The organism is Paenibacillus sp. FSL W7-1332, assembly GCF_037969785.1.
Lineage (GTDB): Bacteria > Bacillota > Bacilli > Paenibacillales > Paenibacillaceae > Paenibacillus_AQ.
The window spans coordinates 5,536,769-5,563,071 of the sequence record NZ_CP150209.1; the positions used below are offsets into that span (position 1 = coordinate 5,536,769).

At 49.2% G+C, this 26,303-nt stretch carries 22 protein-coding genes and 1 riboswitch; of the genes, 8 read left to right on the forward strand and 14 right to left on the reverse strand.

The window, feature by feature from the left end; genetic code table 11:
* Window positions 1-42 precede the first annotated feature (42 nt).
* From MKX98_RS25005 to MKX98_RS25015, 3 genes are all read right to left on the reverse strand, one after another.
* Window positions 43-3,987 (reverse strand): Ig-like domain-containing protein, encoded by a 3,945-nt coding sequence (locus MKX98_RS25005; protein ID WP_339219036.1) that lies wholly within the window; start codon window positions 3,985-3,987, stop codon window positions 43-45.
* Between the two features lie 275 nt (window positions 3,988-4,262).
* Window positions 4,263-4,523, reverse strand: a complete 261-nt coding sequence (locus MKX98_RS25010; RefSeq protein WP_339219037.1) for a DUF418 domain-containing protein — start codon at window positions 4,521-4,523, stop codon at window positions 4,263-4,265.
* Entirely contained in the window at window positions 4,478-5,476 is a 999-nt protein-coding gene (locus tag MKX98_RS25015; RefSeq protein ID WP_339219039.1) for a DUF418 domain-containing protein, read from the reverse strand. The genes MKX98_RS25010 and MKX98_RS25015 overlap by 46 nt, the downstream gene beginning before the upstream one ends.
* Before the next feature lie 384 nt (window positions 5,477-5,860).
* Between MKX98_RS25015 and MKX98_RS25020 the strand changes: the two genes are divergently transcribed.
* Entirely contained in the window at window positions 5,861-6,556 is a 696-nt protein-coding gene (locus MKX98_RS25020; protein WP_220687343.1) for a response regulator transcription factor, read from the forward strand.
* Window positions 6,553-8,016, forward strand: coding sequence for a HAMP domain-containing sensor histidine kinase (locus tag MKX98_RS25025; RefSeq protein ID WP_339219040.1), 1,464 nt, complete (start codon window positions 6,553-6,555; stop codon window positions 8,014-8,016). Before MKX98_RS25020 ends, MKX98_RS25025 begins: the two co-directional genes overlap by 4 nt.
* Window positions 8,017-8,125: 109 nt before the next feature.
* On the opposite strand, the gene MKX98_RS25030 is transcribed toward MKX98_RS25025, so the two are convergent.
* Window positions 8,126-9,082: an HD domain-containing protein gene (locus MKX98_RS25030; RefSeq protein WP_071223279.1), complete on the reverse strand. Its 957-nt coding sequence runs from the start codon at window positions 9,080-9,082 to the stop codon at window positions 8,126-8,128.
* A gap of 185 nt (window positions 9,083-9,267) precedes the next feature.
* Between MKX98_RS25030 and MKX98_RS25035 the strand changes: the two genes are divergently transcribed.
* Window positions 9,268-10,194 (forward strand): NAD(P)-binding domain-containing protein, encoded by a 927-nt coding sequence (locus MKX98_RS25035; protein WP_339219042.1) that lies wholly within the window; start codon window positions 9,268-9,270, stop codon window positions 10,192-10,194.
* A gap of 130 nt (window positions 10,195-10,324) precedes the next feature.
* On the opposite strand, the gene MKX98_RS25040 is transcribed toward MKX98_RS25035, so the two are convergent.
* Window positions 10,325-11,245, reverse strand: a complete 921-nt coding sequence (locus tag MKX98_RS25040; protein WP_339219044.1) for an aldo/keto reductase — start codon at window positions 11,243-11,245, stop codon at window positions 10,325-10,327.
* Window positions 11,246-11,452: 207 nt separating this feature from the next.
* On the opposite strand from MKX98_RS25040, the gene mgtE reads away from it, so the two are divergent.
* On the forward strand, window positions 11,453-12,808 hold the full coding sequence (mgtE, locus tag MKX98_RS25045) for a magnesium transporter (RefSeq protein WP_220684234.1): 1,356 nt from the start codon (window positions 11,453-11,455) through the stop codon (window positions 12,806-12,808).
* 262 nt (window positions 12,809-13,070) lie between these two features.
* Window positions 13,071-14,147, forward strand: coding sequence for an SDR family oxidoreductase (locus tag MKX98_RS25050; RefSeq protein ID WP_194544038.1), 1,077 nt, complete (start codon window positions 13,071-13,073; stop codon window positions 14,145-14,147).
* A gap of 72 nt (window positions 14,148-14,219) precedes the next feature.
* On the opposite strand, the gene MKX98_RS25055 is transcribed toward MKX98_RS25050, so the two are convergent.
* The 4 genes from MKX98_RS25055 to MKX98_RS25070 all read right to left on the reverse strand — a co-directional run bounded on the left by MKX98_RS25055 (window position 14,220) and on the right by MKX98_RS25070 (window position 18,607).
* Complete coding sequence (locus MKX98_RS25055) at window positions 14,220-14,594, reverse strand: helix-turn-helix domain-containing protein (protein WP_194544039.1); 375 nt, start codon at window positions 14,592-14,594, stop codon at window positions 14,220-14,222.
* 301 nt (window positions 14,595-14,895) lie between these two features.
* On the reverse strand, window positions 14,896-16,050 hold the full coding sequence (gene ribD, locus MKX98_RS25060; RefSeq protein ID WP_339219047.1) for a bifunctional diaminohydroxyphosphoribosylaminopyrimidine deaminase/5-amino-6-(5-phosphoribosylamino)uracil reductase RibD: 1,155 nt from the start codon (window positions 16,048-16,050) through the stop codon (window positions 14,896-14,898).
* Between the two features lie 17 nt (window positions 16,051-16,067).
* Window positions 16,068-16,817, reverse strand: a complete 750-nt coding sequence (locus MKX98_RS25065) for a GTP cyclohydrolase II (RefSeq protein ID WP_339219049.1) — start codon at window positions 16,815-16,817, stop codon at window positions 16,068-16,070.
* 187 nt (window positions 16,818-17,004) lie between these two features.
* A riboswitch (cyclic di-GMP riboswitch) is annotated at window positions 17,005-17,098 on the reverse strand.
* 162 nt (window positions 17,099-17,260) lie between these two features.
* Window positions 17,261-18,607, reverse strand: coding sequence for a PLP-dependent aminotransferase family protein (locus MKX98_RS25070; RefSeq protein WP_339219051.1), 1,347 nt, complete (start codon window positions 18,605-18,607; stop codon window positions 17,261-17,263).
* A gap of 178 nt (window positions 18,608-18,785) precedes the next feature.
* Here MKX98_RS25070 and MKX98_RS25075 point away from each other — a divergent pair, with 178 nt between their 5' ends.
* Window positions 18,786-19,418 carry a nitroreductase family protein gene (locus MKX98_RS25075; protein ID WP_339219053.1) on the forward strand — a complete coding sequence of 211 codons (633 nt, stop codon included), beginning with the start codon at window positions 18,786-18,788 and terminating at the stop codon, window positions 19,416-19,418.
* A gap of 126 nt (window positions 19,419-19,544) precedes the next feature.
* A complete protein-coding gene (locus MKX98_RS25080) occupies window positions 19,545-20,528 on the forward strand; it encodes a glycoside hydrolase family 43 protein (protein ID WP_339219055.1) in 984 nt (327 codons plus the stop codon).
* A 171-nt stretch (window positions 20,529-20,699) separates the two neighbouring features.
* On the opposite strand, the gene MKX98_RS25085 is transcribed toward MKX98_RS25080, so the two are convergent.
* The 4 genes from MKX98_RS25085 to MKX98_RS25100 form a co-directional block, all read right to left on the reverse strand.
* A complete protein-coding gene (locus MKX98_RS25085) occupies window positions 20,700-21,338 on the reverse strand; it encodes an SdpI family protein (RefSeq protein ID WP_194544045.1) in 639 nt (212 codons plus the stop codon).
* Window positions 21,322-21,606 carry an autorepressor SdpR family transcription factor gene (locus tag MKX98_RS25090; RefSeq protein ID WP_015736836.1) on the reverse strand — a complete coding sequence of 95 codons (285 nt, stop codon included), beginning with the start codon at window positions 21,604-21,606 and terminating at the stop codon, window positions 21,322-21,324. The genes MKX98_RS25085 and MKX98_RS25090 overlap by 17 nt, the downstream gene beginning before the upstream one ends.
* Window positions 21,607-21,823: 217 nt before the next feature.
* Window positions 21,824-22,333 carry a GNAT family N-acetyltransferase gene (locus tag MKX98_RS25095; RefSeq protein WP_220684228.1) on the reverse strand — a complete coding sequence of 170 codons (510 nt, stop codon included), beginning with the start codon at window positions 22,331-22,333 and terminating at the stop codon, window positions 21,824-21,826.
* Window positions 22,334-22,473: 140 nt separating this feature from the next.
* A complete protein-coding gene (locus tag MKX98_RS25100) occupies window positions 22,474-23,055 on the reverse strand; it encodes a TetR/AcrR family transcriptional regulator (RefSeq protein ID WP_339219058.1) in 582 nt (193 codons plus the stop codon).
* Between the two features lie 294 nt (window positions 23,056-23,349).
* Here MKX98_RS25100 and MKX98_RS25105 point away from each other — a divergent pair, with 294 nt between their 5' ends.
* A complete protein-coding gene (locus tag MKX98_RS25105; RefSeq protein ID WP_339219060.1) occupies window positions 23,350-24,603 on the forward strand; it encodes an MFS transporter in 1,254 nt (417 codons plus the stop codon).
* Between the two features lie 182 nt (window positions 24,604-24,785).
* On the opposite strand, the gene MKX98_RS25110 is transcribed toward MKX98_RS25105, so the two are convergent.
* Window positions 24,786-26,267 carry a chromosome condensation regulator RCC1 gene (locus MKX98_RS25110; RefSeq protein WP_339219062.1) on the reverse strand — a complete coding sequence of 494 codons (1,482 nt, stop codon included), beginning with the start codon at window positions 26,265-26,267 and terminating at the stop codon, window positions 24,786-24,788.
* Between the last annotated feature and the right edge of the window lie 36 nt (window positions 26,268-26,303).

Here is a 26,303-nt window from a genome sequence, read left to right on the forward strand (position 1 = left end):
CTTTAAACTTATGTTGATAAATGGCAGAACGAGGCTATGCCATCATTGTCCCCTGCCCCATCCGTTTCCGTTCATCGGACGAAAGATGCCGACCTCCGTGTAATTATTCCATTGGTTCGACGTATTGCCCGATCCGTTGATGCGGATAAATCTCGCCGTTACCTCGGGAAATTGGAATACTTCCGGTTGGGCGGTCGTTCCTGAGCTGAGTCCGTCCGGGTAAACCGTGTTCCAGTGGACCCCGTCAGTGGATGCCGTCACGGTAAAATAGGATCTGCGTGTTTCACCGCTGAAAAAAGCGATCGAAACCGCGCCCACCTTCCGGTTCTCGCCGAGATCGTATTGAATCCAATGCGATCCTTCCGATGTCCAGCGCGTCTCGTAATCTCCGTCGATCGTCTTGTCCGGGGTATATCCGTAGCTTGCCTGCGGAGAAGCGCTGGCTGTGACCTCCTGAATCGGCAAACGGTGACCAGGAGGGGGATCCCCAATCAACGGCCCAGGTACCAAAGCAACGGTATACCGATTGCGAACACCCGGATTGGATGGATCGGTCACATCGATATACGTCTTGCCGGGGATACCCTCGGCATATATGACAGCAGCGTCAAAATCGGAAACAACCTCTATCTCCGGAACCTTCGAGCGCTGATCGTACGGAACCGTCCATTCGTAGTAAGTTCGCTGCGGATCAAACCCGGCCAGAGCGGAGCCGTCCACCAGGATGGAATTCACTTCAGGCAGCCGGTCCCTTTCCTGCATGGGACCGTCCGGAATCGACCAATCGTCAAGACTGCGGAATTCCGGCGCTTCTTCCGGAAGCGGAGCCTCTTCGGTCAAAGGGACCATCCACAGCGACAGTCGGCCCCGGTTCGCGCCGGCCATATGAACAACCAGCTTGCGTATGTCGTGATTTACAGTTTGACCCGAAGGATTCGGCGTCCCTTCCAGCGGCTGGGCCATCATCTCGGAGAATGCCGCCCCTTCGGGAGCATCCAGCATTTTGACGTACAGTTTTTTGTCCTTCTGCGTCAGCACGGCTTCTTGGCCACTCCCGAGCACTTCAATATGCGCTTCCGTGTGCATGAACCAATAGAGCTCGGATGACGATTTTAAGTCAAATTCATCCTGCACGATCAACTGCTGGCGATCGCCGGTCAGCATTAATCCACGCCTGTAGGATAATGCATCTTTCGGATACCGCTCAGTTAGGTCGATAATGCCGAAAGCGCCCCGCGGCTTGGAAGCACTTCTTACAAGCGGTGCTCGCGCATCGTAATCCTGCATGAAGACGGGATTCGATTCCGGGTTCATTATCATCACGTTTTGTCCCTGTGCGCCCTTACGGTAATAGGTCCAGCGTTGTCCGCCGGCATAGTCCCAGAAGCCGGGCAGGTTATAGTTTTCCATCCCTAAATCCGTCGCCCACCGCTCACCCAGCGCATCGAACACAAATGTGCCTGCGTCCATATCGATATGGCTCAGCAATGTATCGTTAAAACCTTTCACCGAAGCGAAGGTATCGTTCAAGTTCGTCCATCCGCTACGCATGGATATCGATTCGATACCTGTGAATGTACGGTCCAGTGAAGGGGGCAACTCATCAAACATCCCCGGACGGTAAAACAGCAGGTAGTAAGGAGAAAAAGCCCCTTTACGACGGGTCAGTTCGCCTGCATACCAGGCGATGTGCGGCTGATCGTAGAAATCTGCCATCCAAAGGGTCTGGGGATGCACATTCGGTGTCGCCGAATCGTAAAAATTAAAGAATCCTCCCGGCCCCCATAAATGCAGCGGATACTCGCCGGATTCCTTCACCCCCTCAAGCTCGGCCAACCCGTAATCGGTTCCAAGCGTACGGTGCATGGCAGCCATCTTGAAAAATAGAAACTCCGTCCCGAACTGCCAATAATGCGGCCCCTCCGGCCACGATCCGTCCTCCGTAAAGAAACGGAGCGTATTCTGCAGCTTGCGATAAGACCCGCGCAGAATTTCAAGCCCGGCTTGCGTCACCTTCTCTTCATCGCCCAGCATGGCTAGCGCCGCAACGGAAAAGCTGCCATTATCCACCAAGTTGATGTTGTTATACTCCCCGTTATGGGTGAATTCGCCGCGATACCAGGAGAGCGCGTGGCTGAACGCATGCTTCATGACCGCCTCCCGTACCATGTTCCGCTGCTGTTCAGTCATGGCATCATACAGCCAGTCGTATGCGAGCGAAAATCCAAGCGTCATATACGTCATGGAGAGCATATTGTTATAACGTCCTCCCCAGTCGGGATATGCCGCGGCAGCCTCCAACTCCTCGATTGCCCGCCGAGCATAGGCTTCATCCCCGGTCAGCTGATACATCATCGATGTTCGAATCAGCAAATCCCGAACATTGCTGTTGCTGCCTCCATTCGCAAGATATCCGTACGGCTCCGTATCCAGCAGCCGATCCGCCTCCCGCTTCAACTGATCAAACCACTTTGTCACATATTCATCCTGCCCGATGAGTTCACGGATGGAAGCAAAATCACCGGCATCCGCAAACACGCGGGGATGTATGCCTTCATTACCGATGGAGGTCAATTGATCCAATAGATCCTCTTCATCCGGTACCACAAAAATACGGGTCTTCCCGGTCGCCGATTTTCCGGATGCTGTCGTCGCCGTAACTTCAAACGTATCGTAGCCGACTTCATTGGGGGCAGGCGTATAAGTAAAGGAGCCGTCCGAAGCCAGACTCATTTCACCGCGGGGAGACGTGCTGAGTGTCCATTCCACCTGTTCTTCCGACAACAGGCGGCCCAGTTGTCCGGTTAGCGGAGTGTTTTTTTCGGTCGAATACCACGTCAGATCCAAGAGCGGAGGCGAATCCAGAGGAAGCACCTCAATCTTCGCCGCGGCGGCTGCAGGTCCCCCATCCGCTCCATAAGCCAAGAAAATGAACGAATCGGCACCCGCGTAACCACGGTTCGGATAATACCGGAACGAACCATCAGGCAGGACCGATACCGTACCATTGCGTGGTGCAGCGGCCAGTTCAAATGAAACCGAAGCTCCCGAGCTGTCGGCAGCAGCTAGCTGTCCGTCTAGTACGCCATTCTCGCTAATGGATCCCAAGTAGGACTCGGCGATAAGCGATAGCGGCGTACCCACGGTAACGACGCCCTGTCTTGTTATCCCGCTCTGCGGGGACATAGCAGATATGACAGCATGACCGGTCGCATGCGCCGCCACCTCCCCGCTTTGATACACCGAAGCTACGACCGTGTTAGATGAAGCCCATTCCAGGAACGTATCTGAAGTATTCTCCGGCTCATAGGCTGCCTGGAAACGCCCGGTCTCTCCCGGTTGCAGGCTGATGGTCTGCCGGTCGAGTGTAATGTCCCGCAGCGGGACATACTCCCGCATGGAGAGCTGGTCGAACCAGACCGTACCCGCCGATTTCTCCAGAAAGGCCTCCACCTTTCCCTGAGGATTGGCATCCATGTCCGCAGCCACATGAACGACATGGCTGAAGTAGGTCCAATCCTTGGTCCCCCTTTCACCTTGAAACGCATAGCTAATGCTGCTGGTACCGCTTCTCTTGTACTGGAAGCGGACCAGCACCTGATCCGAAACGTTTTCCAGTTTATACATGCCGGTGAGCATATAACTCTTACCCGCTTCAATGCCTGCCGCAGGGAGCGTTATCGCTCCCCGGTCGGTTCCAGACACAGTACCGGTAATGGAGACAGAACGGGCCCCACTATAATAGACGGAGTCATCGACCGCAAACACCGGATTTCCTGCCGCCTTCCATTCACTGACATGCTCGGGAGCCACCTGGTCCAGCCAAGAAGCCTTCGTGGTCACGGCTTCAAAGTCCGAATTCAGCAGCAGATTGCTGCCTTGCGTATCCGCTTGATCTGCCCAAGCCTCACCTCTCGTCTTCGAAAGCCCACCTGCTGATAATGCGATAACAAGCACGATCATTAGCCAGCGTTTAAAGAACATCATCCAATCCCTCCCACTCACAGATTCATCAGATTTGCCTTGCTTTATGCTGCTCTTGCCCCTCATCTCCTCTCATCTCGAATTATTATACCTAGCATCATAACGCAAGCACCTTAGAGCCGTACAACATATCTTAAAAATTGATAATGCATCTTTAATCGGTATCATGCCGCCCGATATTTTTGTTCGGTTTTCTTATAAAAAAACTCGCCCCATAAGGGACGAGCGCTTAGTGAAATTTTTATGAAAATACACTTTATGCGAGGCTCTAACCTAGTTTATTCAGCATGCATTGCGGCCTTCTGCCCCTGTTGTTTCACCGGATTTCCCCAATACGTAAACAGGCGCCAGATATATTCGAATGGTCCCATCGGAAGCCGCTTCAACCAGACCCTGCTGAAGGCTGCTTGCAGAGCAAAAATGACGACAACTATCACCATCTGCCAGATCGGTTCGATCTTCCCATACCACCCCAATCCGTAGCTGTAAAAGATCAATCCGCAAAGGATCGATTGAAGCAAATAGTTGGTGAAGGCCATTTTTCCGGATAAGAAAATAAATCCAGTACCTTCTGCCACGTCTTATTCTGGTATAAAAGTGCAAACGCACCGATATAGCCCAGTGCCAAGAATGGTCCTCCAACGAATAAAACTACCGCCTCGCACCAGGATGGTAGTCCATCCGCTAGCGACATCACAAGTTGAAGAACAAGACCCAAACTACCTCCAATGACCACCAGACGGATGATCCCTTTTCGGTTCTTCTGGACCTCATGCAAAATACGACGCTTGCAGAAGTAGGCACCCATCAGGAACATCCCTAATACTTGGGGGTAGAAGACCACCATATTCAAGATGGAGCCGATGTAATCATTCAGCCGCTGAGCGATGATCTGGACCATCGTCCCCTCTCCGTATATGGCTGCATCCCGCTCCTGGAAATAAACACCTATCTGATGCGCATCCGCTTGGCTAAACGGCTCAAAGACCTGTCCAGCCGAAGAGCTCAGCAGACTTGCTCCCGTCAGCAGAACAGGAACGAGCAGCAGCAGGGATAGCGACCAGACCAGCAGCGTTCTTGGCTTGCAGCGTTGAAACAGCATCAGCAGAAAACCCATGAGTGCATAGTGGGTCAGAACGTCTCCGTACCAAATCAGAATTCCATGGATCAGACCGACTAGAAGCAAAGCCGTCAACCTTCGAGTATAGATGCGATTAAAGCTTCGTCCTTTTGCCTGACTGCTCTCCTGTAACATCACCATGCCAAAACCAAACAGGAAAGAGAATATCAATATGAATTTGCCGTCAATTACAATTCCGCGCAGCAGCATCAGGACTTCATTGTACCAGCCTGACCATAATTCAACCCCGAACGAAATGGTTTGCAGCGATGTCGTAAAAAACGTAATGTTTACCAAAAAAATGCCTAATAGTGCAAATCCCCTCAAGCTGTCAATGAGCCTTATTCTTGGCTGTAAATTCGTTGCCATCATCGTACCTCCTTATCAATGTGCCTTCAGGTTAAGGTACAATCATAAAGAAAGGATAAAGAAACTTATATTGAACTGTAAGTACATAGTAGCTTAGGCATCACTGCGCATGCGGATCATTCTTCCGATCGCTGTTGCCCCCAGATTTCTATCTATCCATTTAAGAATGGTTGAAATCCGGATGCTGTGTTTGCTTCCGATGCCAGCTTTCCTTTGGAAGGCTTTCAGGCGACCGCTATCGCTTCTCCAGAACGATTTCCGCCTGCTCCGTTGAAGGTTGGGCAATTATAAACTTCAAGTAATCGGACTTTCTTTATTCATTCTTTAGAAATGCGGTGTACACTAACTAGATAGATCTTTATAAATAGCTAGTTCTCGGAGGATGTAATAGATATGGCAAACGAAACGATCCTATTAGTCGATGATGAAGAAGAAATCATCTCTTTTATAGAAGATGCCCTGGAGCTTGAAGGCTATCAGGTACTAACTGCCGGAAGTGGACAGGAGGCGTTAATCCAGAGCAAACAGCAGCCGTCCCTGATCATACTCGATGTAATGATGCCTGATATGAACGGCATTGAGGTATGCGAGCAGCTTAGGGAAAGGACGCAGTGTCCCATTGTGTTCTTGAGTGCATGCCAAAGTGAAGTGGACCGAATTCGAGGGCTGGCTGCCGGCGGGGACGATTATTTGCTCAAGCCCTTTAGCCTTGCTGAATTAAAAGCCCGTATCCATGCCCATCTGCGGCGAGAACAGAGAATCCGCACCCACAAAGAACAGGGTTTCCTGCGCTTCCCAGCCCTGACGATCGATTGCAAGGGACATGCCGTTACCTGCAACGGGCACAACCTCGCTCTTACGAATAAGGAGTATCAGATCTTAGAACTGTTGGCGATGCATCAGGGGCAGGTCTTTTCCAGAGAGCAGATTTATGAGAAGTTATGGGGATTTGACGCTGAAGGGGACGACTCTACCATCACCGAGCATATTAAGAAAATACGGGCCAAGCTGGCCGCCCACGCACAGGACCGCAGCTATATTCAAACCGTATGGGGCATTGGCTACAAGTGGGATCCCAAATGATGAAACAGCGTTCCATCAAAAACACGTTCGCCCGCCATTTCGCCTCGATCCTGGCCTGCAGCTTGCTGGCTACGCTTGTAACCTGGGGACTGCTCGCGATGCTGCTTGGATACTTGTTCAACCATGACATCGCGTTCCCGGCCAATCATTATGAAGCTCAAATCCCTGTAATTTCGGAGTACGCCGAAGCCCGGGGCGATTCTGTCATGAGCAAGCAGGGACAAGCCGATCTGGAAAAGGTGATCCCCTCGCAGGGCATGTCCTACCTGGTAGTGTCCCTTACTGGCGAACCCCTATATGGTGATCTTCCTCTCAACGAATCACTTAGCCGGCAGAAAATACTGGCACGCTTGAACCAGACGCATAGAAGCATGAATCAAGTCGTGAAATACACTCCGGTTGTCTCCAGTGACGGAAATCTTGCAGGGGCTCTTCTGCTTGGATATAACCTGAAGGTGACGGCATCCAATCCGGCGCTGAATCCCTTGGTAACCATCGGTTCCCTCCTCTTTGTTCTGACGCCTTTTCTGTACATCATCTTGTTCACGCTAATATTCGGAAGGCGATTCAGCCGACAGATCAGCACTCCGCTGCAGCAGCTTCTGCAAGGAGCCGAGCAGATTAAAGAGCGAAATTTACACTTTTCGATGACAGGGACATCGTCAATAACGGAAGTTAACCGGCTTACACATGCTTTTGAGGACATGCGTCAAGAGCTGGAGCAATCCATCGAGCGGGAATGGAGATTGGAGCAGGATAGAAGCACCATGTTTGCAGCTCTCGCTCACGACCTTCGGACACCGCTTACGATTATTCAAGGACATGTTGAGGGCTTGGAGCAGATGAACGGGGAGTCTTACGAAGCCAAACGATCGCAATATCTTCAAGTCATCAAACGCAACACGACACGTGCTTCGAAGCTCCTTCAGGATATGAACACCATCGCAGAAATTGAGAAGGTCTCTTTTCGGCTTCAGCCGCTTCCCGTGGATCTTGAAGAGCTGGCAGAAGATAAAACCATGGAATATGCCGCTTTATGCAGCAATCAGAACATAACCTTCCATACAGAGATCAACGATAATCGATTGAACAAGAAGCCCGTCCTCTTGGATCCCTATCGCATCATGCAGGTACTGGATAATCTCGTTTCAAACAGCATTCGATATACTCCTGAAGCCGGACAGATTCTATGGCGGATCGAAATCACCGAGGAGCAGGTGATGATGGCTGTTACGGATAACGGAGCAGGCTTTGGGCAGCAGCAGGATCTGCAGCAGGTATTTAAGCAGTTTTATCAAGGGGATCATCATTCCTCCAGACAAAAAGGGCATTCCGGTCTGGGGCTGTATATCGCCAAACTTCTTATTCAGCATCATGGAGGGCATATTTCTGCCGAGAACACCCCGCCTCGCGGGGCGACGGTGCGCTTTACCATACCGATATCGAGCCAAGAACCTTAAACTTTTCCAAGCATAACGAAGAGGCATCCTCCATGATCCAATGGATCGAAGGATGCCTCACTCATTTTATGAAAGGCACTCTCTTTTCTTACTCGTATTCAAGCAATCCTTATACCTTCAGTCGATAAATCGCCTTATTGTCGAGTCCGCGGATCATCGGTGTCCACGGCTCCGTTTCAAGTGTCGTATCCAGGGCATCCTCTACCATCTGCAGCTTGGCATCCAGCAGATCGATATGATGCAGCGCGACGGCTTCAGCCGTCTGCGGCTGAACCGGGCTCCCCCACTCTCCCAGGTTATGGTGGGAAAGTACGAGATGCTGTAGTCCCAGTACCACTTCGGAATCCAGCGCGATGTCGTTCTGTATGGCCGCTTCCACGATCCAATTGGATGCCAGCGCGATATGTCCGATCAATTTTCCCTGATTGCTGTAGTCCGTAACAATGCCCATCTGAGCGATCATCTCTTCCGGCTTTGCGATATCATGAAGGATAATGCCCGCCCTAATCAAGTCCGGATTCAGAAACGGCCGCTGCTTGCAGATGAAATCGCCAATCTCCAGCATGCGGACAATATGATAGGCAAGTCCGGCAAAATAGGCATGATGATAGGTTTTGGCAGCCGGATAATGCATCAGCTTCTCTTCCACCTTCGACACACAATACTGCACAATGCTTCGTACCTGCGGCTCCGTAATCTCATTCATCGTAAGTTTGATCGTATGTAACAGATCCACGGGACGGATTGGCGCAGCCCTCACAAAATCGGTTAAGGAAACGCCGTCCTCATCCGTTGCTTTACGGATTCGGCTGATTTTGACTTGAGGCTGATCCCGGTAGCTCAGCACGGTTCCCCGGATTTTGACTAATTGCATCGGCAGGAACGTTTCTTTATCCTGTATGGTTACATCCCAGTACTTGGCCGAGATCTGGCCGCTCGCATCCGAGAGAATGATGTCAAAATAATCTTTCGGCGGCGTGCCGTTGGTCTGTCTCATATTTAATTCCTTCAGCAAGTAAAATCCAACAAAATCATCTTGAACGCTAAGTTTATTAATAGGTTTCATCTGGTTCCTCCCCAAAAAATCCCGTTAAGTTAACTATAACAAAGTCCCGTGCAATGAGTCTATTACACTGAAATATTCGCTTTGCAAAATCACAGAATCATTAGCCAAACTTCAGCTGTTGACTTTGACACCAGTGTCATCGTTTAGCATAGGGTTAGACTTATTGAGAGGAGCTATAATTCAAAATGAAAAACACTACGCAAAGTCAATCATCCGTGACGATCATAGGCCTGGGACCGATGGGTCAAGCCATGGCACGCACGTTACTGAATCACGGTTACGAGGTCACATTGTGGAATCGCACAGCCAGTAAAGCCAATGAGCTTGTTGATCAGGGAGCAATCAGAGCGTCCACAATTAAGGAAGCCTTGAATGCAAGCGAGGTAGTCATTCTCAGTCTTACGGATTACCATGCGATGTACGCTATTCTTGAAAAGGACTCAGACAGCCTCGCCGGCAAGGTATTCGTTAATCTAAGCTCGGACACCCCGGAGAAAGCCCGGGAAGCAGCCAAATGGCTGGCCGGACATGGCGCTTCGCATCTCACAGGCGGTGTGCAGGTCCCACCGTCGGGAATCGGAAAGCCGGAGTCGTTCACCTTTTACAGCGGCCCCTTGGATGTCTTCGAGTCCCAAAAGGAGTTGCTTGAAGTGCTGACGAGTACGGATTATCGGGGTGAAGATCCTGGGCTCGCCGCGCTATATTATCAGATCGGAATGGATATGTTCTGGACGGGGATGCTCAGTTATTTGCACGCTGTTGCAGTAGGCAAGGCTAACGGCATCACAGCAGAGCAATTGAAGCCTCATGCGATCAGCACGATGGCATCGCTGCCGCAATTCATTGAGTTCTATACGCCGCGCATCGATGCAGGAGAATATCCGGGGGACGTGGACCGGCTCGCTATGGGCGCTGCCAGCGTTGAGCATATCGTCCATACTACACATGACGCTGGGATTGACGCTTCACTGCCTGAAGCGGTGCTGGAGATCTTTAAACGGGGGTTGGCCAATGGCCGTGGCGGGGACAGCTTTACCAGCGTGATTGAAACGTTCATGAAGCCCGCGGATCATGTCATTGAACCATCCCGTGCTTCTAAGAGTCATCTCTAAATTTCGATTCCATCCTGCGAAGCGGATGGTAGCCGGTTTGGCAGGCAGGATGTGGATGATACAAGAAAAAGCACCTTCACAGGTGCTTTTTCTTGTATCATCGCCCAATTCGCACTCGAGTCTGGCTGTACTAAGGTTTCCACGCTCCCGGATGGTCGTCTTGGACCAAATCCAGCTCAACGGCTCTTGCGTTCGTCTCCACCTGCTCCACGCTCTTGCAGCCGGGAATGACACAGCTGACAGCCGGATGCTTTAAGCACCAGGCCAAGGCCCACTCGGCCATATTCACGCCCTCCGGCACTTCGTTCTGCTTGATCTCTTCCACAAGCTTCAGCTTGGCATTGATCTCGTCCTGGTCACGATTCTTGCGCACATTGTCGCTGAACACCGTTCCCGGCTTGTACTTTCCGCTTAAGTACCCGCTCGCAAGCGGAACTCGCGCCAACACGCCAAGATCCTGCTTCAAACATGAAGGGAAGACCTCTTCCTCCGGAGCTGGGTCCAGACGGTTATATACGACCTGAATGGCTTTGGCATTCACCTCCGCAGCCTTATCGGTTTGATAGATATTTCTGTTGCTTCCGATGGATATGCCCAGATTGCGGATCGTTCCCGCCTGAACCTGCTTGTCCAGCATCGTCCACATGTCATCATTGTTGAACACTTCATCCGAGCCGGAATGGAATTGATACAGGTCGATGTAATCGGTACGGAGCGCTTTAAGTGACTCTTCCAGCTGAATTCGGATCTGCTTCGCATCCCAAGCGTTCTCCCATTGCTCATGCCATCGATGACCAAACTTCGAGGCAATGACCCAATCCTCGCGGCGGTCGCGCGACAAGAAATCACCGATGAAATTCTCAGACATATGATGAGGACCATAACATTCGGCTGTATCCAACAGATTAACGCCGAGCTCCTTCGCATGCGTTAAGATGGCGTCGACTTCCTTTTGGTTGAAATCCTTCCCCCAATCTCCGCCAAACTGCCAGGTTCCCACACCGACTACCGATACTTTCAGATCGGTTTTTCCAAGACGTCTGTATTTCATATACTCACCCCTACTCTTTAGATTTGTGCGCCTATATCTTATGTGATATTGCAACCGTTTGCAACTCATGCTGCGGTCTCTTTTTTCTCGTCCATCACCCTTATTTTCATCCACTCGGATTGTTTAATAATAAGTCGTTATGGTGAACCCTATAATATGTAATCATTTCGTTATCATATAAAGGAATCAGAAAGGAGGATTGTCGGCGTGAATACCCGGACACTGGAGCAATGGATGCCGGACATTATAGAGAGTCTGAAAGCAAAAACACCCAATGACTTTCAGCGAATGATCGATGAATTTCTTCCTTATGACCTGGCCAGAATACATAGCCACCTCAGCGATACGGACCAAACCCGATTTCTGCAGTTTCTGAACGAGGAACAGCTGGCCGATATGGTTCAGGAAATGGAGCATGACCAGCAGATCGAAGTTTTGGGCAAGCTGGGCAAAGAAAAAACAGCCATCATCCTGGACTTGATGGATAACGATGACCTCGCCATTCTGCTTGATGAGCTCTCGCCTGAGCAGAAAGACGAATTCCTCAAGGGAATGCGGGACGAGGAATCCCAATTTGTCCTGAACCTGATGAAATACCCGCCGGAAACTGCGGGACGAATCATGACCAATCGTTATGTGTGGATTCCCCAGCATTACACCGTATCAGAGGTCGTCCAGAAGCTGAAAACCTACGTCTCCATTTCCGAAACGATCAACTATCTGTACGTCATTGACCAAGACAAGAAGCTAATGGGTGTGGTGTCCTACCGCGGTCTTATCTTGGCCGAACCGGATGAATATATGGTGGATATCATGCACAGCCGGGTACTGTCCGTACCTGTGGATGCCGATCAGGAGGAAGTCGCGCAGATAATCCAAAAATACGATTTGGTCGCCATCCCCGTCGTTGAACAGGATAACAAACTTGTAGGCATCATTACGGTTGACGATATTCTCGATGTCGTCATCAAGGAAGCCGATGAGGACATTCGGAAAATGAACGCCACCGGGGGCAAATCCATTGACTTCAACACCAAAGCAACCGTTGCCGCCTTTCGAAGATTACCGTGGCTGGTCCTGCTCTTATTCATCGGTCTGATCTCGGGAACGATCATTTCCCGATTTGAAGAGACGCTGGCACAGGTTGTGGCGCTAGCCTTCTTCATGCCCATGATTGCCGGAATGACCGGCAATACCGGCACGCAGTCGCTAGCTGTTATTGTACGCGGCCTGACTACGAAAGAAATGACCAAGTCGCTGGTGTTCCGGCTGTTAGCGAGAGAGCTGAAGGTCGGCTTGATGATCGGGGTCACATGCGGGATCCTGATATCCTTGATCGCATACTTCTGGCAGGGCAATGTTTATCTGGGGCTTGTGGTCGGAAGCTCGTTGATTGCAACACTCATCGTGGGCACGATGGCCGGCACCATCATCCCCCTCATTCTGTTCAAATTCAAGATTGATCCGGCTGTGGCCTCCGGTCCACTGATTACAACCATTAACGATATCCTGTCGCTTGTCATCTACTTTGGTATCGCCACCCTGTTTCTATCTTACATTTAGCCGAAATTTACGAACAGACAGCATCAATTAGGGTGAAAAAAGCCTTCCCGCACACGAGCAGGAAGTCTTTTGAGGCTCTGCCAGATCAAGTTAATCCACGGGTTTCTTATCCGGCAAGTTATTTAAACTCATGTCATCCCTGTTGGCATTGCTTAAACATTACCAAAAAGTGACTAGGTCACTTCAAAGTGCGTACTTCCCAAGCCGAACCCTAACGTGCAAAATGACATTAATCAAGAACAAGACGTTAGGAGATGAATATATGAATACAGATCAACGTTCACATCATTCGCAAAAGACGGCATTGGTAGTAGGGGCCAACGGGGTGATCGGCCGCAACCTCATCGAATACCTTGCGACGCTTCCCGATTGGAATATCGTCGGCGTATCGCGCCGAGGCGGCGAATCCACGAAACGTATAAGCTATCTATCGGCCGATTTGCTTGATCGCGAGGATACGGTCGCCAAATTAAGTCACTTATCGGAAGTAACGCACATCTTCTATGCCGCCTATCAGGACCGGCCAACTTGGGCCGAGCTCGTTGCCCCGAATCTGGCAATGCTCGTTCATGTTGTGGAAGCTATCGAGCCCATTGCCGCCAACCTGCAGCATGTCAGCCTGATGCAGGGATACAAGGTATACGGCGCTCATCTCGGTCCATTCAAAACGCCAGCACGGGAGACGGATGCAAACCATATGCCGCCAGAATTCAATATCGATCAGCAGAACTTCCTCGAGGAGCGGCAGCAAGGCAAAACCTGGACCTGGTCAGCCCTGCGTCCATCCGTAGTCAGCGGCTTCGCCCTTGGAAATCCGATGAATCTGGCGATGGTCATTGCCGTCTATGCCTCGATTTCGAAAGAGCTCGGCATACCTCTGCGTTTTCCAGGTAAGCCGGGGGCCTATCACAGTCTGCTGGAGATGACCGATGCCGATCTGCTCGCGAAGGCTACAGTATGGGCCGCAACCGATGAACGATGCGCCAATCAAGCATTTAACATCACGAATGGGGATCTGTTCCGTTGGAACGAGTTATGGCCGAAGATTGCGCAGTATTTTGAGATGGAAACCGCACCGCCTCTACAGATGAATCTGGAAGTTGTCATGGCAGATAAAGAGCCGATCTGGAATCGTATGGTTGAGAAGCATGGACTTGCGGAGCACACGTATCAAGAGGTTTCCTCCTGGAAGTTCGGTGATTTTGTGTTCTCATGGGATTATGATTTCTTTGCAGACGGTTCGAAGGCCCGCCGCTTCGGATTTCATGAGTATGTCGATACAGAGGCCATGTTCATGAACATCTTTGACGAGCTCCGGCGGCGTAAAGTCATTCCCTAAGTTATCGCGCAAGCTGCATGACAAAGAGCCGACTATACGTGGAATAGTCGGCTCCTTCATTTATCATACCTGTTAATGACGATCCTCAAATGCAGGCTTCTCCAGCACCATGGCGGATTCGCCGTATTTTCGCTCGATATGAATATCGCCCCATCGGCACATCAAATGGAGAATTTCCTTCAAGCTCCAGCCATACTCGCTCAGTTCATACTCTACCTTGGGTGGAACCTGATTGTACGTTTTTCGTACGATAACGCCCTCCTCCTCCAGCTCCCGCAGATGCTGTGTCAGCATTTTTTGCGTGATCTGGGGAATCAGGCTTAAAAATTCGCTATTTCGTCTTTTACCGAAAGTAAGATGAAAGAGAATGACCGGTTTCCACTTCCCGCCAATGACCTCCAGCGTTGCTTCCACCGCAGTATTGTAGACTTTATTAGGATTTTCCATGCGCGTACTCATCTTCCTTTCGATATGCTGAACCCTTCTTCTCCAACAAGCATATCATTTTCCCCCTTGCTTAGAGCATGTATACATACGATTTATCAGCAGTTCTACATAAAATGTCTCTTACAAAGATATACCATCTGATTTATGCTATCAACAGGGCACCTGATAACCAGTTGGATGGAAAATTTGAATAAGCTGTCGATTATAGATTCGAATATATGGATGAGAAAAAAAACGGCAGTTAGGTATCCCACTGCCGTTTCTATCATCCATAATATCATTTACTCTATTTGTCTATTCACTAATAACTATTCAAGGAAAGTTCATTAAGATTATCTGTTACGCAGGAACTTTTAGACATGGAATAATCGTAATTCGGATAAGCGGTAATGCAAATATCTTCACCGATTTGTTGTACAGATTGAATCTTTACGCGTACCGCGTCATCCATTAATTCCAAATCCGAGCCGCCATAGGGGGAGAAGGATTGCCGTCCCCCCAACACTTTGGGAGCAATATAAATCATCCATTTATCAATAAGGTTGGCTCGAAGGAATGATCCATTTACTTCGCTGCCTCCTTCTACCAGCAGGTCGGTAACACCTCGCTGATATAACATATCCGATAATGCATGGAGGTCCAGCCCGAAACGGTTCACTGGAACGAACAGAACTTCAATTCCTTTTTGCTGCAGCATGTGTACTCTTCCCGGATCAGCCCCCTCCTTCGTGACTACCCATGTCATTGCTTCCGAACAATCGGTAACTTTGGCATCTTCGGGCAACCTCAAATTCGAATCTAAAATTACCCGTATGGGATTCTTCCCACTTTCTTCCGGCAGTCGGGTCGTAAGGAGCGGATCATCGGCCAAAACCGTATTAATTCCTACTAATATGGCGTCGACTTTGTTTCTTAATTTATGTACTACAAGCTGTGTTTCATCACATGTAACCCATTTAGAATGCCCCGTTGACGCGGCAATTTTTCCGTCAAGCGTCATGGCTACCTGGGAAATGATAAACGGCCGTCGTTTTGACATATTGTGCACGAATCGTTCATTAAGTAACTCGGCTTCCTTCCCCAATACACCCACATCAACTTCTATTCCATTCTCTCTCAATAATTGAATGCCTCTTCCGGCCACCTTCGGATTCGGATCCTCCATCGCCACGACAACTCTTGCGACTCCCGAATTTAAGACTAATTCTATGCAAGGAGAGGATTGAGGGCTTGGTTCCAGCGTAACATAGAGCGTTGCGTCTTCGGTATACCCATCAGCCATCCGGAATGCGTGCACCTCTGCGTGAGGTTCCCCAGCCTTTCTATGAACACCTGCGCCGACTACTTGTCCGTCTTTGACTATCAGTGCGCCAACGACCGGGTTCGGATTGGTTTTCCCACTGGCCGTACCTGCCAAATCCAATGCCAGCTTCATAAATTGTTGGTCTAATTTCATATGATTAACACTCCCCATCATAATAAAGCGGTCTCCACCAAAGAGTCGTAAATATGACCCGATTTTTCGATCTTCGTTGCCAAATACCGATTATTATGCTCGGATACATCTCCCCAAATGGATTTATGATGATCGGTTAAAAGTCCCTTTTCCCGCAAAGACTGCAGCTTTCTAGGGTTGTTTGTAATAAGGGTGACTGGTTTTTGCCGCAAGCTTTGGAGTACACGTATGGCTTCATCATAAGATCGATGGTCATCTGCAAAGCCAAGGCTTAGATTGGCCTCTACAGTATCGCACCCCTCATCTTGCAAAAGATAAGCTAACGTTTTTGGGAAAAGCCCTATTCCGCGACCCTCGTGATTCGCCAAATAAAAGAGAGCTCCACTACCGTTTTCAATGATCATGCGCATGGATTGCCGCAGTTGGTAGCCGCAATCGCATCGTTTACTTCCAAAGATGTCTCCCGTATGGCAAATGCTGTGCATCCGTATCAAGGCATGCTCCTCATTGGCAAAATCGCCATATACTAGTACGGAAGACTGCTGATGTGAAGCGAGATCTGCCTGAGATAATGATTCCAGAATGTCATTCTTATCCACAAATGAATTGCCTGTATTTAACCATGTATACCATTTAAATACAGCCTCATGGTCCTCCAACTGCACAGGGAGCCGAACGGGACCAACAAGACCGATGTTGGGACATTCCGGCTGTTTAAGAATGGTTAATTTACTAGCTAGCAATTTCCTGACCTGGTCCATAATCATGAATACAACTCCTTGTTGGTTTAGATGGGGATCAATCGATTGGTTTGTTTCCCTCCTTGAAAACGTTGGCAGTTTTTACGTCAGCTACTACTTCTCCAACCTTAAAGAATTTGGTTAGAAAATCGAATTTTTTTATAAATAAACACAAAAAGCCCCTGTCTGAATAGACGGAGGCTTTTCCGTCGTATTCGGTAACTGGCTAGCATAGCGGATACGAGTGATCCGCCTTAGCCCCTATAGCTTTGCGTCGCCACTTTTCAGTGGGTTTGCCATTATCGTACGATGTCATTTCATAAAATAAATCCGCGATCATTGCCGAATATGGAAGAACACACCATATCGGAAACAATCGAAAGTAATAGCTTTTTATCATATAACTACCAGATGAATATAAAATACATTTTTATGAAATGCAACCTAAATATAAACATGACCCGAAAGAATCACCATAGATTGCCTTCTTCCCGCTTCACTTCCTCAACGATCGCTTGAACCCCTTCCTCAATCTGATCCAACCGTGCTCTGGAAATGCTGATACGTATAAACTTCTCGCGCATAAGGTTGTTAGATAGATAGAACAGCTTGCCGGACACCACATGAATGTTCCGCTCTTTCAGCCGCCTGATCAACCGCTCCAGGTTAACGGTCTGCGGCAGCTTAAACAGCTTATATATGCCGCCGTCGCCAGGCACGGCTTCAATCCATCCGGCTCCCTCGTATCGCTGCACAGCCGCATTCAGGGCTTGCATTCGGGTTTCATACTGGCTGTAAATCTTCTGTTTATGCCGTTCATACATTCCGTTGCTAATATAAATTTCAAGCGCCGCTTGGGACAGCAGCGACGTATCCCCATAACTTTTAAAAGCACGGAACGTATCGAGCAAACGTTCCGGCAGGACGACGGCTCCCAGGCGCAATCCTGGGAAAATAATCTTCGAGAAGCTCTTCAAATACACCACATGCGATGTTCGGTTGTAGGCATAGATGGGATCATATCCCCGTTCCTCGCCTAGATCAGCCATATAATCGTCTTCCACGATATAAACATCATATTTCGCCGCCAGGTTAGCAATGGCCTTTCTCTGCTCTGCGGTGTAGGAGTTGCCCAGCGGATTATGGTATCTCGACATCGTATAGAAAAATTTAATATGTCCGGATCGAAATTGCTCCTCCAGAGCCTTCAGGTCGATCCCCGCTGCCGTGCGGGTGATTCCGATAACGGGCACTCCTTCACTTTCCAACAGCTGCAAATAATTATTGTAGCTGGGCTGTTCGACCAGAATGACGGACTTTCCGCCGGGAAACGGCATTTTTGTCAAAATCTCAAGCGCCTGCTGGGCGCCTGCCGTAATCATAATCCTCTGCGCGGAAGTGAACACTTGAGCTCCTGCCAAATGGGAGACCAGGGTGCGGCGCAGTTTCTCCATTCCTTGCGGATCACCATAGGTAAACAGCTCATATTTATAGGTATCAATCGCCTTGTTCAGGCAATGCTGAAAATCCAGATACGGGAATACGTTCACGTCCGGAGAAGCCGACGCAAAATCAATCAAACTCTTATCCATGTTATTCGAATCCCCATCTTTCTGGACTACATAATAACCGCTTTGCGAAACCGAATAAATGGCGTGCCGTTTCTCAAGCTCAGTATAAGCACGAATCACCGTACTAATGCTGCACCCGTAGGATTGTGCCGCACTTCGAACGGAAGGAAGCTTCTGCCCTGAACGATATTGGCCTTCCTGAATTTTCGATTCCATATCGGTAAGAATGGATAAATATTTTTTCATGACCCCGCCCCCTCGCGACTCTTATTATACAGGATCTCAACACTGTATCGATACAGTTGTCAAAATAGGATATGGTTTCGAACCCATCATTATCCTATATTCAAGTAACCGTTCGCTGTGTTGGGAACACCTTCCCGGCCTTAAGAATGAAGATAACTACGATAGGGAGCTGATTCACATGCCATCCATTTCGCATGCCGATTTTTTAACTACTGTACGTGAACGTCAAGCGGTTAAACATTTTGATCCCCAACACAACCTCAGTCATGATGAGATTAAAGAAATGCTAGAGATTGCGAGTACCGCACCTTCTGCCTGGAATCTGCAGCATTGGACGTATCTTGCCATTACAGATAAGGCCACCAAAGACAAATTGTTACCCATCGCATATGGACAAAGGCAAATCGTAGAAGCCTCCGCTATCATCGCGGTTTTGGGAAACCTGCGGGCCCATCAACATGCTGAAGCGATATATGACCAAGCGGTTCGGGCAGGATTCATGCCAGAGGAGGTCAAAACGAATCTGGTCCGGCAAATAATGAATTCCTACACCCATGCGCCTGAACTTGCCCGGGAAGAAGCGATACGGAGCGCCTCCATGGCCGCCATGCAGCTCATGCTGGCTGCAAGGGCGCGCGGTCTTGATTCATGCCCGATGGGCGGATACAACTCAAGCCTTTTTATTGAAGCATTCGGGGTTCCGCGCCATTTGATCCCCGTTATGCTGGTTGCGATCGGTAAGAAGTCCGTACCGGCTCATCCTTCAACCCGTTTACCCCTAGAAGAGACGGTCTTTTGGAATCACTTCTAATGCTCAATCCAAAAAGATCTAATATTTTTAGGTGAAAAACCTAATTTTATTAGGTTTTTGGAGAGGAACACGTCTGATAAAATGAATACAAGCGCTTACAAAGTGATGATCCAAGGAGGAACCGTAATGAACAAGCCCGTACAGCCTAACGAACCGATCGTAACCCATATCTATACTGCAGACCCATCCGCCCACGTATTCGAGGGTAAAATTTATATTTATCCATCCCATGACCTGGATCATGAGAACACGTCCAATGATAACGGCGACCAGTATGACATGGAAGACTACCATGTTCTCTCGATGGAGAATGTGGATGCTCCCTGCGTGGACCATGGCGAAGCTCTTCATGTGAAGGATGTGCCATGGGCGAAGAAGCAAATGTGGGCACCGGATGCTGCCTTCAAGAACGACACTTACTATTTATACTTCCCTGCCAGGGATCATGACGATATTTTCCGCCTTGGCGTAGCAACAAGCTCGTCGCCTCACGGCCCCTTTAAACCGGAGCCTCATTACATCCCGGGCAGCTACAGCATCGACCCCGCCGTATTCGTGGATGACGACAACCGTGCCTATATTTACTTCGGCGGCCTCTGGGGTGGACAGCTGGAACAATGGCAGACCGGATCGCACATTCCGGATGCGGAAGGGCCTCCCGCAGACGCGCCTGCCATCGGACCGCGGGTCGCTGAGCTGAGCGATGACATGCTCACTTTCAAAGAGGCGCCCCAAGAAATATCCATCGTCGATGACAAAGGCAACCCGATTGTTGCAGGGGATGAAGAGCGGAGATATTTTGAAGGACCTTGGGTCCATAAATACAACGGAACCTACTATCTTTCTTATTCCACCGGCTCAACGCACAAAATCGTCTACGGCACGAGTCAAAGTCCAACGGGGCCTTTCGAGTTCAAAGGCACGATTCTAACCCCCGTAATCGGCTGGACGACCCATCACTCCATCGTTCAGTTCCAGGATAAATGGTACCTCTTCTACCATGACAGCTCCCTTTCCGGCGGAGCGGACAACAAACGCAGCGTCAAGTTTACCGAGCTGACCTACAATGAGGACGGCACCATTCAGACGATTCATCCGTACGACAAATAAGGCACGGGGAAGGCTGGATTCCAAGAGTATGGAGTCCAGCTTTTTCATTTCAATTTCTGTTCCCGATACGGATAAACTCGCGCTCTGCCGTATAATAAAACAAGCTGCCCCATCGTTCATGGAGTCAGCTTGCTGGCCGTTCAGGACGTTTATGTGTTGCAGCCCCGCCCGTTACACGCCCTTTTTAAACAAAGAGAAAGAGTAAATCGCCGGAGCCGCCACAATCAATATAATGACAGGAACGATTGCGACGGCAAGGTTCATCTTCAGAAACGCCGTCAGGATCATGAACGCTCCGCCTGCCATCCACAGGTATCCCGCAAAACGATGCGTTTTATTCCAATTATTCTGGCTGTTCAGCGTCCAAGGCAGCTTGATGCCCACCGTATAGTTCTGTTTGCTCTTCGGCAAATAATTTCCGGTGACCACGAGCAGCATGCCCACGAGAGCCGGTGCAATCGTCTGGATCGGCAGCTCGGCCCCCATGGCCTTGAATAGCGTGATCGGCATGAGAATGAGAGACAGCGCGGGGATGAGCCATAGACCCATCGTTCTTAAAACCGGGGCAGCGTTCATTTTCTTTGGATCGTTGTTAAGCGCTACATTGACTATGACGTTAATAACCGCTGTAATCAACGGAAGCACAAACGCCGCAACCGCCTTCGACACATAATTATCCGGATTGCCCGCCGCGTCCCAGTGAACAGCCACCTGCTCAGGCAATTGGTTATACAGCGTCATCGATAAAATAATCGGCAATAAACATATCAGCGTTGTTATAACCAGCATCGAACTATTCTTTTTCCTCATCTTGTTTCCCCCCGTTAAATTGTGAAAACCACAGCATGATTTCTTCGAAGACGGACACGTTGATCTCATAGTAAATATAATTTTTATATTTTGTTTCAAATATCAGTCCGGCCTTCTTCAGCTGCGACAGATGATACGAAATGGTCGCCCCGGTCATATCGAAATGTTGACCGATCTCTCCGGCTGACATTTTGCCGCGCTTGAGCATAACCAGGATGTCCCGTCTCACCGGATCAGATAACGCCTTGAATGTTTCCGGAAACCCCAATGTGCATCACCCAAATTTCTATTTAGAATTTCATCTAAATACATTATCGCTTATCCCTGCATCCAATTGCAATACCTATTTTGAAAAAATTCTAAATAGAAAGTGAAATGGGCATCCCATCGCCATGATAGTAATCGTAGTTTTCCTATAAACAACAAAAGCCCGCCACGGACCCGCATTACGCGCTGATCCATAGCAGGCTTGCTTCACGGCCTGTTTATCCAAGCACCTTCTCAAATACCGGAAAGCTTGCCGCTCTCCCTGGGAAATTCACTTCTCCCCGCAGGTCATAACCTAAGCCTTGATACAGCTTGAGCGCAGCCGTGTTCTTGGCATAGGTATCCAATCGTAGACTCGTGTAGCCCTCTCGCATGGCATATTCCTCGGAGAAGGCTATCAGTTTTCGCGCAACTCCCTGTCCTTGGGCTTCCGGATCGACAGCAAGCCGATGCATCATTAAATGAGGCCCTTTCATCTGCTTCCAGTTAATGGTCTCATACTGCTCATCCTGGGATTCGTCAAGGACGATGATCCCTAAGATGCGGCCTTCGCCCTCAGCTGCAAACAACGTTCCTCGCTGCAAATCCTCACCAATGACCTCTCGGTTCGGATACTGATCATCCCATTGATCGCTGCCTCCAGCCTGCATGACCGCAACACAGCGGGCTATCAATGCCATGATTTCTTGAAGCTCCTCTATTCGTCCTGTCCGTATGTTTATATTCATCGATGCACCTACTATTGTTTTTTTAGAACATTTTACTATTCTTGGACGGCTGCAACAACATGTAAACATGAAACTCAACGTCAACCCACGAATTACTTGGGTGGGATAATACCTTTAAAGGTTCCATTACAGATACCCTTTTATTCAAGCAATGTAAGAGTCACCTCTATCGTATTCGTTACGAATGAGCGCTCCGGACGGGATTTCAACATGACGGTCAACCCAATCAGCGATACGATCAGCGCTTGGGATAAAGCTTTCGCGTCTGTCCCGATCGCAAGCTCGCCCGATTGTATGCCTCGTTCAATGGTTTCTTGAAATATGACCGCCAAGTACATCTGATGCTCCCTTGTCAGAATTTCAAATTTCTCATCATGAGGCGCAAGCTCGACCATCGTATTGATACAAAAGCACCCTCGGCTGCTGCTTTCGGAATATTCCTTATCAACCACATTTTCAAAAAAAGCCCGAAACGCCTCCCTGACCGATCGATGGTTTTGCAGCCTGGCCCGCACCTCGGAAGCATGTGACATCGTGTATTTGCGCAGAGCTGTTTCGAACAGCTCCTTCTTGTCTCCAAAGGCTGAGTATATACTGGGCCGTTGAATGCCCATTCTGGAAGTCAAATCGCTTAATGAGGTAGCCTCATATCCCTTCTCCCAAAATAACTGCATTGCTGCATCTAATACTTTCTCTTCATCAAATTCGCGGACTCGTCCCATATTGAATTACCTCTCGTTACATTTGATTTTAAGGAAAACTTCATGATCACCGAAGGAGTAAAGAGCTACTTTCATTACCAATCAGTATAATTAAGTTTATGATGTGCGGATGCTTTTGTCAAACACCGATTTCCTGTATATTTCTGATTTATATTAGAAAATCCCGTTGTTTCTTAACGTTTGAAATAAACCTGTTGACATGGATCGTAAGGATGGGATATATTAATCGGGCGATTTATCATACCGATCAGTACATATAAAAATCGAAAGGGTTGGATTCACACAATGGAAGAGATGATAGCAAAAAAAGCGGTCCATAACGAAACAGCCGCGAATGCGTCACAGGGGACGGCGACTACGGCCAAATCCGGTAATCGTATGCCTCTGACTCGTTCCGTTACGTTATTGTTTGCGATTGCTTGCGGCATGTCCGTTGCCAATATCTACTTCGCTCAGCCGCTGCTCGATGAGCTGTCGTACGAGTTCAACTTGGACTATGCCGTCATTGGAATTCTGATTACCGTCACACAGATCTTTTATGCATTGGGACTGCTCCTGCTGGTGCCTCTGGGGGATTTACTGAACCAGCGCCGATTAATTATCGGTCAAATGGCGATCTCCGTGGCGGCTCTCGTGATCGTTGGTACTGCTTCATCCGGCGCGATGCTCTTTGCAGGTTTGGCTTTGGTCGGATTGCTTGCCGTTGTAACGCAGACGATTGTGGCGTTCGTGGCGACCGTAGCTGCTCCTGCTGAACGAGGGCGAGCCGTAGGCATGGTAACCAGCGGAATTGTGATCGGGATCCTTCTTGCGCGAACCATTTCAGGAGTTTTGAAGGATCTTGCAGGATGGCGTTCGGTTTATCTGGTTTCTGCTGCGTTGATGCTGTTCATGGTTTACGCATTATATAAGGTGCTGCGAAATGTTGAGCGTAAGGTAAAAACTCTTTCCTATTCTCAACTGCTCAAGTCGGTACTGGTGTTGTTCCTTCAAGAACGGCTACTACGTGTCCGCGCTGTTTTGGCTATGCTGATTTTTACAGCTTTCAGCATTTTGTGGACGCCATTAGTGCTGCCTCTTAGCGCACCGCCACTATCCCTTTCGCACTCTGCCATCGGGGCGTTTGGTCTCGTAGGCGTCGTGGGTGCATTGGCTGCAGCAAAAGCCGGTAAGCTAGCCGATCGAGGTTACGGACAAAGAACGACCGGAATTGCATTGTCCCTGCTATTGCTGTCATGGCTGCCGATCAGCTATACAGAACGGTCCCTGTTTACCTTAGTCATTGGTATTATTCTGCTGGACTTGGCGGTACAGGCGGTGCATGTCACGAATCAGAGTATGATTTTTGCATTGCGCCCGCAGGCGCGCAGTCGCATGGTTGCCGGGTATATGATTTTTTATTCCATCGGAAGTGCCGCCGGTTCCATTGCTTCGACCCATATCTATGCACAGTATGGTTGGCATGGAGTTTGTATGCTTGGAGCCTCCGTCAGCGCTATTGCCCTTATATTTTGGGCTGTGACCAAAGGCGATAAAGGTGCCCATTGACAATAAAATCAAACTACAAAAGATCGTACCCACAGGGTGGCGATCTTTTAGAATATCCACGAACAGTAGCTGCCTTGCCAGCCCATACGTCAATCATTTTGGAAACTCTCTATTTAGCGTTAAGGATGCCGTTCCTCAGAATAACAAAAGACACGCCGTATGGGCGTGCCTGCAACATATTCTTATGGTGTTTTCCCCAGGATCACTTCGCCTGTCGTCTTATTCCAGGACATCGGAATGCCAAGCTTTGTCGTGATCAACTCCAATGGAAACATGCTCGAATTAGCCAGGAATGGAATGCTGACATCTTCTCGCGTCATCTTCCCGTTCACTAATACAACGGCGGGATCACTGGATTTAATGGACACGGTATTCCCGCCATAAGAGAAAGACCATACCGGAAATCGATGATTTCCGTGTTTCGGATCCGGATTCGACTGTCCGCGCTTCACTTTGATCCCGAGGGCTTCAAAAACGCTAGTATACGGTACATACAGCTTGCCTTGCACAATAGCGGAAGAACCGTAGAAGCTAACCGATTGTCCGTTTGCCGTCCAGGATAGAGGAGACTGTACCATGACTGGATTCCCATCGTTCTCGTTAGGCGAGCCGCTGCCTTGATATTTCTCTTCTCCCCAAGCCAGCAGCTTACCGTCTTTGTTGGTTGCATAACCTGTATATCCATTGCTTCCCCAAAGCGCCTTGATACCTGTCAAACCTTTCACTTGAAAAGGCTTCGCCGCTGGGTCGTTGTATTTCCACTGCCAGACCGTGCCGTCATTTTTAAGCATGTACAAACGGTTAGACCCTGTTCTTATCTCTTGGATATCGTTTAATCCCTTCACCGCAGCCGGCACTTGCTGCTTTTCATTCACATTCCACCGCAGCACCGTCCCGTTCTCATGCAGCAGAAACACGTCATACCAATCCGCGGCGATTCCGGCAATGGAGGAAGTAACCAGCGGTTTAATCTCACGGAACTCACGCTCCAGCCGGTACCGATCGTAGAAGCTGTTATATACCGTTAACATATCAACACTGCCGTCATCACCGAGAATCAGCGCCTCATGTCCGGCGACCACTATTGTTTTTGCATTTATGACTCCCTTGATCGGAAAGTACTTTACCGTCATCTTTAAATGATCATTCGGATCAAACGTCGGATTCCATATCGTTGCAGACCCATCCTTATGCAATGCGACAGAACCATGGTTTGAAATAGCCAAGCTGGCTACATCCTTAAGTCCTTCCAGCTTGATCAGCCCTCCCCGTTTTTGGAAAGGTAACAACGGATCCCCGTTAATATAAGGAGAGTAATAATCGCCCCAGGCCCACACGTCCCCGTTCTTGTCCAAGGCAAATGAAGAATTGTCCCCTGCCGCCACCTGAACAATATCAGTTAAACCCGCGACTTGCTTTGGCACCAATTGATGAATGCTAGTCCCGTCACCTACTTGACCTGACTTGTTATAACCCCAGGCAGTCACGGAGCCGTCGCTCCATGCCGCAACACCATGTCCGCTGCCGCCAGCCACGCTTACCGGTGTATGCGGTGAATCTCCATGCACAGCTTCGGCAGCTCCCACACTGTCCATTGCCATACAATTGACTGCTAACAATATCGTCATTAACATATAAGCTACTCTACGATTCAATACCTTCAAGTATGAGGCCTCCATTCGCGATCTTTATAATGGTAT

Excerpts from the sequence above, each read along its gene's own strand:
- MKX98_RS25005 (WP_339219036.1), bottom strand. The coding sequence starts at position 3,987 with ATGATGTTCTTTAAACGCTGGCTAATGATCGTGCTTGTTATCGCATTA.
- MKX98_RS25010 (WP_339219037.1), bottom strand. The coding sequence starts at position 4,523 with ATGGCCTTCACCAACTATTTGCTTCAATCGATCCTTTGCGGATTGATC.
- MKX98_RS25015 (WP_339219039.1), bottom strand. The coding sequence starts at position 5,476 with ATGATGGCAACGAATTTACAGCCAAGAATAAGGCTCATTGACAGCTTG.
- MKX98_RS25025 (WP_339219040.1), top strand. The coding sequence starts at position 6,553 with ATGATGAAACAGCGTTCCATCAAAAACACGTTCGCCCGCCATTTCGCC.
- MKX98_RS25030 (WP_071223279.1), bottom strand. The coding sequence starts at position 9,082 with ATGAAACCTATTAATAAACTTAGCGTTCAAGATGATTTTGTTGGATTT.
- MKX98_RS25035 (WP_339219042.1), top strand. The coding sequence starts at position 9,268 with ATGAAAAACACTACGCAAAGTCAATCATCCGTGACGATCATAGGCCTG.
- MKX98_RS25040 (WP_339219044.1), bottom strand. The coding sequence starts at position 11,245 with ATGAAATACAGACGTCTTGGAAAAACCGATCTGAAAGTATCGGTAGTC.
- MKX98_RS25050 (WP_194544038.1), top strand. The coding sequence starts at position 13,071 with ATGAATACAGATCAACGTTCACATCATTCGCAAAAGACGGCATTGGTA.
- MKX98_RS25055 (WP_194544039.1), bottom strand. The coding sequence starts at position 14,594 with ATGGAAAATCCTAATAAAGTCTACAATACTGCGGTGGAAGCAACGCTG.
- ribD (WP_339219047.1), bottom strand. The coding sequence starts at position 16,050 with ATGAAATTAGACCAACAATTTATGAAGCTGGCATTGGATTTGGCAGGT.
- MKX98_RS25065 (WP_339219049.1), bottom strand. The coding sequence starts at position 16,817 with ATGATTATGGACCAGGTCAGGAAATTGCTAGCTAGTAAATTAACCATT.
- MKX98_RS25070 (WP_339219051.1), bottom strand. The coding sequence starts at position 18,607 with ATGAAAAAATATTTATCCATTCTTACCGATATGGAATCGAAAATTCAG.
- MKX98_RS25075 (WP_339219053.1), top strand. The coding sequence starts at position 18,786 with ATGCCATCCATTTCGCATGCCGATTTTTTAACTACTGTACGTGAACGT.
- MKX98_RS25080 (WP_339219055.1), top strand. The coding sequence starts at position 19,545 with ATGAACAAGCCCGTACAGCCTAACGAACCGATCGTAACCCATATCTAT.
- MKX98_RS25085 (WP_194544045.1), bottom strand. The coding sequence starts at position 21,338 with ATGAGGAAAAAGAATAGTTCGATGCTGGTTATAACAACGCTGATATGT.
- MKX98_RS25095 (WP_220684228.1), bottom strand. The coding sequence starts at position 22,333 with ATGAATATAAACATACGGACAGGACGAATAGAGGAGCTTCAAGAAATC.
- MKX98_RS25100 (WP_339219058.1), bottom strand. The coding sequence starts at position 23,055 with ATGGGACGAGTCCGCGAATTTGATGAAGAGAAAGTATTAGATGCAGCA.
- MKX98_RS25105 (WP_339219060.1), top strand. The coding sequence starts at position 23,350 with ATGATAGCAAAAAAAGCGGTCCATAACGAAACAGCCGCGAATGCGTCA.